The 13,306-nt window shown below is 71.8% G+C and carries 14 protein-coding genes; 5 read left to right on the forward strand and 9 right to left on the reverse strand.

All coding sequences use genetic code 11. The features are described from left to right. The first annotated feature begins 2 nt into the window (after positions 1-2). From H3H34_RS12420 to H3H34_RS12440, 5 genes are read left to right on the forward strand one after another with little or no spacing between them, the layout of a single operon-like run. Positions 3-353 (forward strand): Na+/H+ antiporter subunit C, encoded by a 351-nt coding sequence (locus tag H3H34_RS12420; RefSeq protein ID WP_194745609.1) that lies wholly within the window; start codon positions 3-5, stop codon positions 351-353. Then, entirely contained in the window at positions 350-1,870 is a 1,521-nt protein-coding gene (locus H3H34_RS12425) for a monovalent cation/H+ antiporter subunit D (protein WP_194745610.1), read from the forward strand. The genes H3H34_RS12420 and H3H34_RS12425 overlap by 4 nt, the downstream gene beginning before the upstream one ends. Further along, positions 1,867-2,364 carry a Na+/H+ antiporter subunit E gene (locus tag H3H34_RS12430; protein ID WP_194745611.1) on the forward strand — a complete coding sequence of 166 codons (498 nt, stop codon included), beginning with the start codon at positions 1,867-1,869 and terminating at the stop codon, positions 2,362-2,364. The genes H3H34_RS12425 and H3H34_RS12430 overlap by 4 nt, the downstream gene beginning before the upstream one ends. Then, positions 2,358-2,627, forward strand: coding sequence for a K+/H+ antiporter subunit F (locus H3H34_RS12435; protein WP_194745612.1), 270 nt, complete (start codon positions 2,358-2,360; stop codon positions 2,625-2,627). Before H3H34_RS12430 ends, H3H34_RS12435 begins: the two co-directional genes overlap by 7 nt. 8 nt (positions 2,628-2,635) lie before the next feature. Further along, positions 2,636-2,947, forward strand: a complete 312-nt coding sequence (locus H3H34_RS12440) for a Na+/H+ antiporter subunit G (RefSeq protein ID WP_194745613.1) — start codon at positions 2,636-2,638, stop codon at positions 2,945-2,947. 16 nt (positions 2,948-2,963) lie between these two features. Here H3H34_RS12440 and H3H34_RS12445 read toward each other — a convergent pair whose 3' ends face one another. The 9 genes from H3H34_RS12445 to H3H34_RS12485 form a co-directional block, all read right to left on the reverse strand. Next, the gene (locus tag H3H34_RS12445) at positions 2,964-3,353 is read right to left on the reverse strand and encodes a MerC domain-containing protein (protein WP_194745614.1); all 390 of its coding nucleotides are present in this window, start codon (positions 3,351-3,353) and stop codon (positions 2,964-2,966) included. A 76-nt stretch (positions 3,354-3,429) separates the two neighbouring features. Beyond that, positions 3,430-5,040: an L-aspartate oxidase gene (gene nadB / locus H3H34_RS12450; protein WP_194745615.1), complete on the reverse strand. Its 1,611-nt coding sequence runs from the start codon at positions 5,038-5,040 to the stop codon at positions 3,430-3,432. Beyond that, positions 5,037-5,978, reverse strand: coding sequence for an ABC transporter ATP-binding protein (locus tag H3H34_RS12455; RefSeq protein ID WP_235945941.1), 942 nt, complete (start codon positions 5,976-5,978; stop codon positions 5,037-5,039). The genes nadB and H3H34_RS12455 overlap by 4 nt, the downstream gene beginning before the upstream one ends. Further along, on the reverse strand, positions 5,968-7,398 hold the full coding sequence (leuC, locus tag H3H34_RS12460; protein WP_194745616.1) for a 3-isopropylmalate dehydratase large subunit: 1,431 nt from the start codon (positions 7,396-7,398) through the stop codon (positions 5,968-5,970). Before leuC ends, H3H34_RS12455 begins: the two co-directional genes overlap by 11 nt. Positions 7,399-7,445: 47 nt before the next feature. Beyond that, positions 7,446-8,420, reverse strand: coding sequence for an endolytic transglycosylase MltG (mltG, locus tag H3H34_RS12465; RefSeq protein WP_328832055.1), 975 nt, complete (start codon positions 8,418-8,420; stop codon positions 7,446-7,448). 1 nt (position 8,421) lies between these two features. Next, on the reverse strand, positions 8,422-9,684 hold the full coding sequence (gene fabF, locus H3H34_RS12470) for a beta-ketoacyl-ACP synthase II (protein WP_194745618.1): 1,263 nt from the start codon (positions 9,682-9,684) through the stop codon (positions 8,422-8,424). A gap of 72 nt (positions 9,685-9,756) precedes the next feature. Further along, a complete protein-coding gene (locus H3H34_RS12475; RefSeq protein ID WP_194745619.1) occupies positions 9,757-9,993 on the reverse strand; it encodes an acyl carrier protein in 237 nt (78 codons plus the stop codon). A gap of 93 nt (positions 9,994-10,086) precedes the next feature. Further along, positions 10,087-10,692, reverse strand: coding sequence for a Tgt2/MlaC family protein (locus H3H34_RS12480; RefSeq protein WP_194745620.1), 606 nt, complete (start codon positions 10,690-10,692; stop codon positions 10,087-10,089). A gap of 15 nt (positions 10,693-10,707) precedes the next feature. Further along, on the reverse strand, positions 10,708-13,287 hold the full coding sequence (locus tag H3H34_RS12485) for an MMPL family transporter (protein WP_194745621.1): 2,580 nt from the start codon (positions 13,285-13,287) through the stop codon (positions 10,708-10,710). Between the last annotated feature and the right edge of the window lie 19 nt (positions 13,288-13,306).

Below are 13,306 nucleotides of genomic sequence, written 5' to 3' on the forward strand. Positions count from 1 at the left end.
CGATGGAACTTCTCCTCGCGCTCGGCATCGGCCTTCTCGTGGGCTGCGGCGTCTGGCTGGCGCTCGCCAGCCGCACCTTCCCCGTGATCCTCGGCCTCACCCTCATCGGCTATGCGGTGAACCTTCTCATCTTCTTCGGCGGGCGGATCGGCGCCTCGGCACCGCCGCTCGCGCTTCCCGGCGCGACCGGCCTTGCCGACCCGCTGCCGCAGGCCCTTGTGCTGACCGCGATCGTCATCGGCTTCGGCATGACCGCCTACTTCGTCGCGCTCGCGCTCAAGGGCATCGGCGAGAGCGGGGTGGATGCCGTCGACCTCCCCGCTTCGCGCGACGACACGGGGGAGGAGCCGTGACGCACCTCGCCTTCCTCCCCTTCCTGGTCCCCTTCCTGGCCGCCGCCCTCCTGCTCCTCGTGCCGGGCGAGGCGCGAAAGGCACAGCGCGCGGCGAGCCTTGGCGCGACCCTTCTCGGCCTCGTCCTGTCCGTGGCGCTGGTGGCGGCGGTTTCGGACGGCAGCATCCTCGTCTACCGCCTGGGGGACTGGGCCGCGCCCTTCGGCATCGTGTTCGTGGCCGACCGGCTTTCGGCCATGATGGTGCTGCTCCTCTTCGCGCTCGCCGTGCCGGCGCTCCTTGCCGCCATGCGCGGCATCGACGGCCGCGGGCTTCACTTCCACGCCCTCTTCCAGTTCCAGCTGGCAGGCATTGCCGGCGCCTTCCTGACCGGAGACCTCTTCAATCTCTTCGTCTGCTTCGAGATCCTCCTCATCGCCTCCTACGCGCTGCTGCTCCATGCCGGCGGGCTCGAGCGGACGCGCGCCGGCCTCACCTATGTCGCGCTCAACCTTGTCGGCTCCGCCCTGTTCCTTGTCGGCCTCGGCCTTCTCTACGGCACCATGGGCACCCTCAACCTCGCCGACCTCGCCTTCCGGCTGCCGACGGTGGCGGCCAGTGACGTGCCGCTGGTGCGGGTTGCCCTCGTGCTCGTCGCGCTCGTGTTCCTGCTGAAGGCCGCCGTCTTCCCGATGGCCTTCTGGCTTCCCCATGCCTATGCGGCGGCAACGGTTCCGGTGGCCGCGCTGTTCGCGATCATGACCAAGGTGGGCGTGGTGGCGCTGCTCCGCCTGGCCGTGGTCGCGCTGCCGGATTCGGCTGCGGGCGCCGGGCTGCTGTCCCCCTGGCTTCAGGTTCTGGCGCTCGGCACCATCCTTCTCGGCACGGTCGCGGCGCTTGCCGCACGGCGCCTTGCGGTCACGGCAGCGAGCCTCGTCCTCGTCTCGTCGGGAACCCTGCTCTTCGCGGTTGCCGACGCGCGCGAGGCGGCGACCGCCGCCCTCCTCTACTATCTCCCGCACACGACGCTGGCCACCGCGGGCCTGTTCGTGCTGGCCGGCATCATTGCCGCCGAGCGCGGCGACCTCGCCGACCGGCTGGTGCGCGGGGCGGCCATGGCGCGGGCGCTCCCCATCGGCCTTGCCTTCGCCCTCCTTGCGCTCGCCGTCTCCGGCATGCCGCCGCTCTCCGGCTTCCTCGGCAAGCTGATGCTGATGCAGGGGGCCGGCAGCGGCGGCTGGCAGCCGGCCTGGTGGGCGGCGCTCCTTGTCTCGGGGCTGGTGGCTGCCCTTGTCCTCGCGCGGACGGCGAGCGTCCTCTTCTGGGAGCCGCGCGAGGCGGCACCCCCTCGCGGGCGCCTTCCCGTGCCGCCTGCGGCCCTCCTGCTTCTCGTCCTCGCCAGTCCGGCGCTCACCGTCGCAGCCCCGGCGGTTGCCGGCTACGCTGGCGCGGCGGCCGGGCAGCTCCACGCGCGCGTGCCCTACATGGTGGCGGTGGTGGGCGCAGGCCCCGACATTCCGCGCGAGGTGCGGCCATGAGCTGGCGCGAGAGGCTCCTGCCTCAGCCCGTCATCAGCCTTCTCATCGTCTTCCTCTGGCTGGTGGTGGTCTCGCGGTTCACCTTGGGCAGCCTGGTGATGGGGACGATCGTGGGCCTCCTCGTTCCGCTCCTCGTGCGGAACTTCTGGGTCGATCGCCCGGTGATGCACCGGCCGCTCCTCGCGCTCGGCCTGTTTGCGCGGGTGCTCGGCGACATCGTCGTCGCCAACGTCGAGGTGGCCCGCCTTGTCCTCGGGCCACCCGGGCGGCTCCGGCCCGCCTTCCTCGAGCTGCCGCTCGAGATCTCGAGCCCCTATGTCGCAACCATCCTGGCCAGCATCGTGTCCTTGACCCCCGGGACGGTCTCGATCGACATCGACATGGACCGCCGCCTGGTCCTCATCCACGCCCTCAACGCCCCCGACCCGGAGGCCGCGGTTGCCACCATCAAGCGCCGCTACGAAGCGCCCCTGAAGGAGATCTTCGGATGCTGACAGTCGCCGTGCCGCTCACCATCGGCCTCGTCGGCCTGGCGATGGCCCTCAACCTCTGGCGGCTGCTCGCCGGCCCCGCGCTCGAGGACCGGATCCTCGCGCTCGACACGCTCACCGTCAACGCGATCGCGCTCGTCATGCTGGCCGGGATCGCGCTTGGCACCCGGGCCTATTTCGAGGCCGCGCTCATCCTCGCCATGATGGGCTTCGTCGGCACCGTCGCGCTGGCCAAGTACCGCCTCGGCGGCGACATCATCGAGTAGGGCCTTCCATGCTCCCGTCTGCCCTCGACATTCTCGTGAGCCTCCTGCTGCTGGTCGGCGGTGGCTTCGCCCTCGTCGGCTCGATCGGGCTTGCCCGCCTGCCCGACTTCATGATGCGGCTCCACGGGCCGACCAAGGCCACGACGCTGGGGGTAGGCGCCATCGTGGTGGCGGCGATGGTGCACACGTCGGCAACCAGCGGCCGGCTCTCGCTTCAGGAGCTCGCGATCTCGCTGTTCCTGTTCATCACCGCACCGGTCGTCGCGCATCTCCTTTCGAAGGCGGCGCTCGCGCAGAAGGCCCGCGACGGGGACGGCTAGGGCCCGGCGCTCCCGGTCAGGCCCGGCGCAGGCGCCAGTTGCGCCAGTGGGCAAAGGCCACCACGAACCCGCCGCCGACCGTCAGCAGCTGCTCAAAGGGCGCCAGGCCGTGCGCCCACGCGCCCGCCGCCATCAGCAGGAAGCCCAGCGCGGCGAGCTGCCAGGGACGGCCATCGCCATGGCGCAGGATTCCGCGCCGCAGCGCAACCGCCGAGACCGGCGCGGCAAGCGCAAGCAGCGCCCAGTGCAGCCAGCCCGGGCCATGATGGTCGAGCGTGCCGAGCGCGGCAGCGAGCGGTGCCAGCCCCAGGCCCAGCGGCATGAGGAGGCAGTGGACGAGGCACAGGCTGGAGAGCGCGGCGGCCACGCCATCGGCAGGCACCGCGACCTCGGGGCGGGACGCCATGGGACGATCCTTCTTCGAGTCGGCGGATGAGATATTGTATCATCCCGCGCGCGTCAACCGGCACAAGCGGGCTGGTTCAGGCGCGCGAGGGGTAGAGGATCGTGTCGCGCGGCGGGTCGGAAAGGCCCGGATAGTCCGTGGTGTAGTGGAGGCCGCGGCTTTCCTTCCGGCTCTGGGCCGAGCGGACGATGAGGTCGGCCACCTCGACCACGTTGCGGAGCTCGAGGAGGTTGGGCGTCACCCGGAAACGGCCGTAGTAGTGGTCGACTTCCTCCCGCAGGAGCTCCACCCTGCGCGCGGCGCGCTCGAGTCTCCGGTCGGTGCGGACGATGCCGACATAGTTCCACATGAAGCGCCGGAGCTCGGCCCAGTTGTGGGAGACGACGACCTCCTCGTCGGAGTCGGTCACCCGGCTTTCGTCCCAGGGGCGGATGGCGGGCGGCGGGGGCGTCTCGGCGAAGCGGGCGAGGATGTCGTCGGCGGCCGAGGCGCCGAAGACGAGGCACTCGAGGAGCGAGTTGGAGGCCATGCGGTTGGCGCCGTGGAGGCCCGACTGCGAGACTTCGCCGATGGCGTAGAGGCCGGGGAGATCGGTGCGGCCGTGGCGGTCCACGAGCACGCCGCCGCAGGTGTAGTGGGCCGCCGGCACGACGGGGATGGGCTCGGTGACCGGGTCGATGCCCAGCGCGCGCAGCCGCTCGACGATGGTCGGGAAGTGGCTTTCGACGAAGCCCTCCGGCAGGTGCGTCATGTCGAGGTGGACGAAGTCGAGGCCGGCGCGCTTCATCTCGGCGTCGATCGCGCGGGCGACGATGTCGCGCGGAGCGAGCTCGGCGCGCGGGTCGTGGTCGGGCATGAAGCGGCGGCCATCCGGCGTCCGGAGGATTCCGCCTTCGCCCCGCATCGCCTCGGTGATGAGGAAGTTCTTCACCTGGAAGTTGTAGAGGCAGGTGGGGTGGAACTGGTTGAACTCCATGTTGGAGACGCGGCAGCCCGCGCGCCAGGCCATGGCAATGCCGTCGCCGGTCGAGCCGTCGGGGTTGGTGGAGAAGCGGTAGACGCGGCTCGCGCCCCCGGTGGCCAGCACCACCGCGCGGGCAAGGATGCGGCGCACCCGGCCGCTGGCGCGGTCGAGCGCGTAGAGGCCGTGGGCGCGGCGCTCGGCAAAGCCGTGGCCCTCGGCGTGGCGCTCGGTCGCGATGTCGATCGCGACCTGGTCGGTCATGACGCGGATGCGGGGGTTCTCGAGCGCGGCGCGCTCGAGCGCCTTCTGGACCGCCCAGCCGGTCGCATCGTCCACGTGGACGATCCGGCGCGCGCGGTGCCCGCCCTCGCGGGTGAGGTGGAAGCGTTCCGAGACGGTCTCGCCCGGGGTGAAGGGCACGCCGAGCGCAGCCAGCCGCTCGATCGCCGCCGGCGCCTGCTCGACCACGAACTCGACGATGCGGCGGTCGTTGAGGCCCGCGCCCGCGATCATCGTGTCCTCGATGTGGGCCTCGAACGTGTCCCCCTCGTCGAGGACGGCGGCGATGCCCCCTTGCGCCCAGGCGGTGGAGCCGGCGGAGATCCCGGCCTTGGACAGCACGAGGACCGAGAGCGTCTCGGAAAGCGCGATCGCGCAGGTGAGGCCGGCCGCGCCGCTCCCCACCACGACGACATCGGCGGTTAGCGGGTCCTCGACGCTCATGCCGCACTCCGGCGGGTGAGGTCGAGGAAGACGTCTTCTAGGTCGGCCTCGCGGGTGGTGACGTCGACGATGGCAAGCCCGGCAGCGGAGAGCTGACCGAGCAGCGCCCCGGCCGAAAGCCGCCTCTTGTCATAGTGGATGGCGAAGAGGCGCTCAGCCAGCCGCTCCACCCTCGAGACGCCGGCGATGGCGGGAAGCGAAGGGGTGTCGGCCTCGAGGGTGACATCGACCCGTTTCTCGCGCGCCAGCCCGAGGAGCTCGCGGGTGGGCGCGTTGGCGACGATGCGGCCGTGGTTGACGATCGCGATCCGCTCGCAGAGCTCCTCCGCTTCCTCGAGATAGTGGGTGGTGAGCACGATCGTCATGCCCTGGCCGTGCAGCTCCCGCACCCAGGCCCACAGCATCTGCCGCAGTTCGATGTCGACTCCGGCGGTGGGTTCGTCGAGGATGAGGACGGGGGGCGAATGGACCATCGCCTTGGCGATGAGGAGCCGGCGCTTCATCCCGCCCGAGAGCGTGCGCGCATAGGCATGCGCGTGCGCCTCGAGATGGACGGCGCGCAGCAGCTCCATCGTCCGCCGCTTCGCCCTTGGCACGCCGTAGAGGCCGGCCTGGAGCTCGAGCGTCTCGTAGGGCGTGAAGAAGGCATCGAAGAGGAGTTCCTGCGGCACCACGCCGAGCGAGGCCTTGGCGTTCCGCGGGTGGCGGTCGATGTCGAAGCCCCAGACCTCGGCGGTGCCGGAGGTCTTGGTGACGAGGCCGGCGAGGATGTTGATGAGGGTGGACTTGCCGGCGCCATTGGGCCCGAGCAGGCCGAACATTGAGCCGCGCGGCACGTCGAGCGAGATGCGGTCAAGCGCGCGCCTGCCTCCGGCATAGACCTTCTCGAGCTCCCGAAGCCGGATGGCCGGCGGGTCGGACGGGTTCTCAGGCGGCAACGAGGTCTCGCACGTCGGCAAGCCGGCCAGTCACGGCGGCGGCTGCCGCCATGGCGGGCGAGACGAGGTGGGTGCGGGCCCCCGGGCCCTGTCGGCCGACGAAGTTGCGGTTGGAGGTGGACGCGCAGCGCTCGCCGGCCGGCACCCGGTCGGGGTTCATGCCGAGACACATGGAGCAGCCGGGCTCGCGCCACTCGAAGCCGGCCTCGGTGAAGATGCGGTCGAGCCCCTCGGCTTCGGCCTGGCGCTTGACCAGGCCCGAGCCCGGCACGACCAACGCCTGGCGAATGGTGGGAGCGATGCGCCGCCCCTTCAGCACCGCGGCGGCCGCGCGGAGATCCTCGATGCGGCTGTTGGTGCACGAGCCGATGAAGATGTTCTCGACCCTTATGTCGGCAATCCGGGTGCCGGGCCTGAGGTCCATGTAGGCGAGCGCCGCCTCGGCAGCCGCGCGCTTCACCGGATCTTCGAAGCTCTCGGGTGCGGGCACGGTGCCTGTGACGGGGGCGACCTGCTCGGGGCTCGTTCCCCAGGTGACGAGCGGCGCGATCGCCGCGCCGTCGAGGGTGACCTCGCGATCGAAGCGGGCGCCCGGGTCGGTCGCAAGCGTCTCCCACCAGGCCCGCGCCCGCGCCCACATCTCGCCCTTTGGCGCCCGCGGCCGGCCCTCGAGGTAGGCGAAGGTCCGGGCATCGGGCGCAATCATGCCAGCCCGCGCGCCCGCCTCGATCGACATGTTGCAGAGCGTCATCCGCCCTTCCATCGACAGCGCCTCGACGACGGGGCCGCGATACTCGATGACATGGCCGGTGGCACCCGCGGTGCCGATGGCGCCGATGATGGCGAGCGCCACGTCCTTGGCGGTCACGCCGAAGCCGAGGCTGCCGGTGATGGTGACGGCCATGTTGCGGGATTTCGCGAGCAGCAGCGTCTGGGTTGCCAGCACATGCTCGACTTCCGACGTGCCGATGCCAAAGGCGAGCGCCCCGAAGGCGCCGTGAGTCGAGGTGTGGCTGTCGCCGCAGACGAGGGTGGTGCCGGGAAGGGTGAAGCCGAGCTCGGGCCCGATGACGTGGACGATGCCCTGGTTCACGTGGGTGATCGGAAAATACTCGATCCCGAAGGCGGCGCAGTTGGCCTCGAGCGCCGCGAGCTGCGCGGCCGATTCCGGGTCCTCGACGGGCCGGCTGCGGTCGGTCGTCGGCACATTGTGGTCGGGAACCGCAAGGGTGAGGTCGGGCCGGCGGACGCGGCGGCCAGCGAGCTTCAGCCCCTCGAAGGCCTGCGGGGTGGTGACCTCGTGGATCAGGTGCCGGTCGATGTAGAGGAGGGAGGTGCCGTCGTCGCGGGTGGCGACGACATGGGCATCCCAGACCTTGTCGTAGAGGGTGCGCGGCGGCGCGGGCGACGTGGCTTCCATGGATCCCAAGCGGTTAGGCCCGGGGCAGGCAGCCGGTCAAGGCCGGCTCACATCTCGCCCTTCGCGCGCCTGAGCGCATACCAGCGCTCCACGTTGGCGCGGTGCTCGGCATAGGTCTCCGCAAACACGTGGCCGCCGCTGCCGTCGGCGACCATGAAGAGATAGGGGTGCGGCTCGGGGTCGAGCACGGCGGCGAGGCTCGCGCGGCCCGGGTTGGTGATGGGCCCCTTCGGCAGCCCGGCGCGCGCATAGGTGTTCCAGCCGGTGTCGGCGGCAAGCTCCGACTGGCGGATCCGCCGGCCGAGCGGGCGCCCCCGCGTGATGGGGTAGATGACCGTCGGGTCGGCCTCGAGCTTCATGCCCGCCTTCAGGCGGTTGGTGTAGAGCCCGGCGACGCGCCGCCGCTCCGCGGGCACCGCGGTCTCCTTCTCGACGATGGAGGCGAGGATGACGGCCTCCTCCGGCGTGCGCACGGCAGCGGTCGGCTTGCGCGCGGCCCAGAGCTCGGCGAGCGCATCCGCCATGCCTTTCTGCATGCGGGCGAGGAGGGCAGCGCGGGTCTCGCCGGGGCGGTAGTCCCAGGTGGCGGGCAGCACCGAACCCTCCGGTGGAACCTCCACCTCTCCAACGAGCCGCGGCGCGGCCATCAGCCGCTCGTGGACGAGGACGGCGGGGAGACCCTCCGGAATGGTCAGGAACAGGGTGAGCACCTCGCCCTTCTGGAGCTTGGCGAGGATCTCGGCATAGCCTGCGCCGCGCGGCAACGCGTAGAGCCCGTGGCGGATCGGCCGGCTCCCGCCGAGCACGCGGGCGGCGAGGCGGAATCGGCTCGCGCTATCGATCACGCCCGCGGCCTCGAGGCGCGCGGCGGCAGCGGCGAGCGAGGTGCCGCGCGGGATCTCCACCTCGACCAGGGGCGCGTCGGCCGGGGCTTGCCTGCCCCAGCGCCGCCCGAGGTCAAGAGCGAACAGGCCGCAGGCCGCAAGCAGCGCGACCAGCGCCGCGGCGAGCAGCCGGCGCACCTCAGACCTTCCGGAAGATGACCGTCGCGTTCGTTCCGCCGAAGCCGAAGCTGTTGTTGAGGGCGGCCTCCACCTTCCGCTCCCTGGCGACATGCGGGACGAGGTCGACGCCCTCGGCGCCCTCGCAGGGATTGTCGAGGTTGAGGGTGGGCGGCACGACCTGGTCGCGAAGGCTGAGGAGGCAGAAGATGCTCTCGACCGCGCCGGCGCCGCCGAGCAGGTGGCCGATCGCCGACTTGGTCGACGACATGGAGAGCCGCCCGATCGCGTTGCCGAAAAGGCGGCGGACCGCGCCGAGCTCGAGCTCGTCCCCCATCGGAGTCGAGGTTCCGTGGGCGTTCACGTAATCGATGTCGGAGGGGTCGAGCCGGGCGCGCTTCAGCGCCATGGCCATTGCCCGGTAGGCGCCATCCCCTTCCGGGTGCGGCGCCGTCACGTGGTAGGCGTCACCCGTCAAGCCGTAGCCCACCACCTCGCCGTAGATGGTGGCACCCCGGCGCTTCGCCCGCTCCATCTCCTCGAGCACGACGATCCCGGCACCCTCGCCCATCACGAAACCGTCGCGGTCGCGGTCCCACGGGCGGCTGGCGCGGGTGGGCTCGTCATTGTAGCGGGTGGAGAGCGCCTTGGCCTGGGCAAAGCCGGCAATGCCGAGCGGGCAGATCGAGGCCTCCGCACCGCCTGCCACCATGATGTCGGCATCGTCCCACATGATGAGCCGGGCGGCATCCCCGATGGCGTGGGCGCCGGTCGAGCAGGCGGTCACCACGGCATGGTTGGGGCCCTTGAGGCCGTAGCGGATCGACACCTGGCCCGAGACGAGGTTGATGAGCCGGCCGTGGACGAAGTGCGGGGAGACGCGGCGCGGCCCCCGCTCGTGGAGCGTGATCGACTCCTCGGCAATCCCGGGAAGCCCGCCGATGCCGGAGCCGATGAGCACGCCCGCCCGCAGCTGCTCCGCCTCGGTCAGCTCGGCGAGCCCTGCGTCTTCCAGCGCCTGGCCGGCCGCGTCGAGGCCGAAGTGGATGAAGCGGTCCACCTGGCGCTGGAGCTTGGAGTCGAGCCGCCGGTCGGGGTTGAAGCTGCCGTCTGAGCCGTCGCCATAGGGCACTTCGCCCGCGATCCGGCAGGCATAGTCCGAGGCGTCGAAGCGGGTGATCGGGCCGATGCCCGACTGGCCCGCGACCAGCCGGGACCAGCTCGTGGCGACATCCCCGCCGAGCGGGGTGACGAGCCCGAGGCCGGTGACGACGACGCGGCGCATCCTTCCCTACTCCAGACCGGCTTTCCTACTTCAGGCCGAGCGCCGGGGCAGCCTGCGACCGGCGCAGCGCGCCTACTTGCCGTGGGCCGCGACGAAGGCGATCGCGTCCTTCACCGTCAGGATCTTCTCGGCGGCATCGTCAGGGATCTCGACACCGAACTCGTCCTCGAACGCCATCACAAGCTCGACCGTGTCGAGGCTGTCGGCCCCGAGATCGTCGATGAAGCTGGAATCCTCGGTCACCTTGTCGGGCTCGACGCCGAGGTGCTCGACGACGATCTTCTTCACCCGCTCCGCAATGTCGCTCATGCAGACCCCTTTCCCGATGCCTCCGGAGGAGAAGCCCCCGGGCGATAACCGGGCAGTCAGGCGCTTGCAAGCCGCGTGCCCGGTTCCGGGCCCCTAGCGGCCGGCAAGCGCTCCCGAGCGAAGTTCGGCGAGGAGGCCGGCCATGCCCTTCGCCTTGACGAGCGCCTGGAACTCGTCACGGCGGATGACGAAGCGCGAGACACCGTTCACGTAGACGTCGACAAGCTGGAGCGGCTGGCCTTCGCCCGCGGCCACCCGCCAGTCGACCCGGACGGTGCCGCCGCTCCGCCGCCGGAAGCGCGAGCGCACGAGCGCATCGCGCGCCGAGCGGGTCTGGACCTCGTCGATCGCGATCGACTGGGCGACGAGCTTGGCGATCTCGCCGCGCACGTCGGCAAGGATGAAGTCGGGCACCAGCCGGTCATACTCGGCAAGCTCGGCGGGCGTGGCCTGGGCGCGGCTCGCCCCCAGCATGAACCGGCCGATGCGGGCGAGCGCCACCCGCTGCCGGAGCGCCGCATCGAGCGCGGCGCGGCGGCGGCCCTCGTCCTTCTCCTTCGTCTCGATGGCCGAGAGCTCGGCGATCATCCCCTCGATGAAGCGGCGCGCCTCGCCGGCAAAGGCCTGGTCCTGCGCGGCAAGCGGTGCGGCGAGCGCAAGCGCGGCAAAGCCGAGGGCGAAGTGGCGGCGATGAAGCATGGGGCAGTCCTTCCCTCAGACCGGGCCGCGACGCGCGGCGAGCCGCTCGGCGAGCGCGAGCGCGCGCGGCTGGAGCACCAGTGTCGAGACCGTGGTGGAGGCGAGCGCGACGAGGAGCAGCGCGCCGATCGAGGCCACGCCGCGGTGCGCCGAAAGCATCAGGCTTCCGAAGGCCGCGATCGTGGTGAGCGCGGCGAAGACGACCGCGCGCGGCGTGGAGCTTGCGAGCGCGGCCTCCGTGCCGCCGGCGGCGCGGGCGCGCGCCGAGAGGTGGATGGCGGAGTCGATCCCGGCGCCAAGCAGCATGGGAAGCGCAATGACATTGGCATAGTTGAACGGGAGCTTGAGGAGCGCCGAGAGGCCGACGGTGAGGTGGATCGCCGCGACGACGGGAACCAGGGTCGCAACGGTCCGGGCGGGATCGCGCGTGACGGCGAGGAGCACGAGCCCGCAGGCGGCAAGCGCGAGAAGCGTGGCCGTCAGCATGGCCCGCGCGATCACCGCGCCCGACTCCTCGAGGTTGACGACGGGCCCGGCCACGTCGGGGGCCACGGTGCGGATGGCGGCCACGAACCTCGCGCGCGCCGCCGGGTCTCTCAGGTCCGCGACAGGCACGATCTCCACCCGCACCTGTCCGGCCACGTTGAGGTAGCGCGAGAGGAGCGGGGCGGGCAGGTCCTGAAGGCGGGGCGCCGGGTCGGGCGCGAGGCTCGTCTCGAGCCGGGCGAGCGTCTGCGGCCAGAAGGTGAAGATGTCGCGCTCGACGGCAGCGAGCAGGCCAGGGTCACGGGCGGCAGCCGCGCGGAGTGCGGCCAGGCTCTCCCGAAGCCGCACCTGTTCGGGAAGCGTCGCCCCGGCCAGCGCTGTCTCGAGCTTGGCCATGCCTTTGGCGGTGTCGATCGCGGGCGCGTCGGCCTGGAGCTGGGGCAGCAGGCCTGCCGCGACCGCGTCGATGGCGTCGTACCGGAACGCTGCGTCCTCGCCGGGAAGGAGCCGCCGCGGCGTGACCACATGGTCGACCTCGGGAAGCGCCAGCAGCCGTTCGGCAGCGGCCTCTGCTTCCGCCTCGCTGCCAACGAGAAGGCTCGCCGAGTAGGGGCGTGTCGCCTTGTCGTCGAAGAGGGTCGCGAACGCGCGGACCGAGGGGGCGTCCGGGTCGCGCAGCGCCATCGGGTCGGTCTCGAAGCGGGCGCGCGGCGCAGCAACGGCGGCGACGACCAGCAGGGCCAGAAGGACAGGGAAGGCGAGGCGGGTGACGGCGTGCGGCAGCTCCGGGGACTGGCGGTCTGGCCGGGGCCGGCGGCGGGCAAGGGCAAGCCCGGCGGGCACCAGCACGACCGCGGCCAGGAAGGCGGCGAAGACGCCGAAGGCGCCGATGAGGCCGAGCTGGGCCATGCCGACAAAGGGGGTGGGCACGAAAGCGAGGAAGCCGAGCGCAGTGGTGAGCGCGCACAGGAACAGCGCAAGGCCGAGATCGGCGGCGGTCGTCGGCCAGTCGCCATCCGGCTCCTCCATGCGGAGGATGAGGTGGATGGCATAGTCGGCGCCAAGGCCGGTCAGGAGCACGGCAAAGGCCATCGAGACCAGGTTCAATGCCGGGAAGGCAAGGGCAGCGAAGGCCGCAGCGAGCCCGAGCGCCACCAGCACGACCGCAAGCGCGACCAGGGCGAGCGCGAGGCGGCGGAAGGCGACCGCCATGAGGAGGCCGACCGAGACCAGGCTGACGACGAGGGCAAGCCCGAGCCCCTCCGTCACCGACTTCAGCTCCTCGCTCCGCATCGCCGGGTCGCCGGTGACCGAGATGCGTACGTCGCCGAGGCCGGGGGCAGCGGTCGCCTCGGCGATCGCGGCGGCGAGCGCCTCACGCGCCGGGCGCGCTGGCTGGAACAGGGTGAAGTCGAGCTTGGGCTGGACCGTGAGGACCCGGCGGACCGGCCCGGCGTCATCGGCGAACAGGGTGGAGAAGGCGAGCGGCCGGGGTTTTCCCTCGAGGCGGGCGCGGACGGTCGCGTCGGTGGCGGCAATCACCCGGGCGAGCGCTTCGGGCCCGCCGGCGATGCGGTCGGCATCGGCCACGCCTTCGGCGAGGCTGGCCATGAAGGCGGAAAGCGTGGGCTCGGCTGCCAGCGTGCCGAGGAGCGGCCCCGCGCGCGACAGCTTTGCGAGCATCGAGTCGAGCGCGGCGTCCTCCATGTAGAGGAGGCCGTTGCGCTGGAAGAAGGGCGCGAGCGGCGCGGCGAAGGGGTCATCGAGGGCCTGCGGCCGGGCGGCGATGGCAGCGGCAAGCCGGGCCAGCGCGGCATCCGCCCGGTCGGCATCGGGCGCGTCGACGAGAACGACGAAGCGGCTGTTGAGGCCCGGGAACGCGGCGTTGAGGGCAAGCTCCCGCTGCCGGTGCGGCAGCCGGTCGGAGAGCATGTGCGAGCTGTCGGTGTCGACCGCGAGGTGCCGGGCGGCGACGAGCGCCGAGCCGAGGATGAGGAGCCCGGCGAGCAGGAAGGTGACCCAGGGCCGGGCTGCAGCACGCGCGCCCAGCGCGCGCACGAGGCGGACGACCGGCGCAGCGGCCCGCGCAGGGGAAGGGGGGGCGTGCATCGCGCCGCGGCCTAGCGGA

The organism is Thermaurantiacus tibetensis, assembly GCF_015354055.1.
GTDB lineage: Bacteria > Pseudomonadota > Alphaproteobacteria > Sphingomonadales > Sphingomonadaceae > Thermaurantiacus > Thermaurantiacus tibetensis.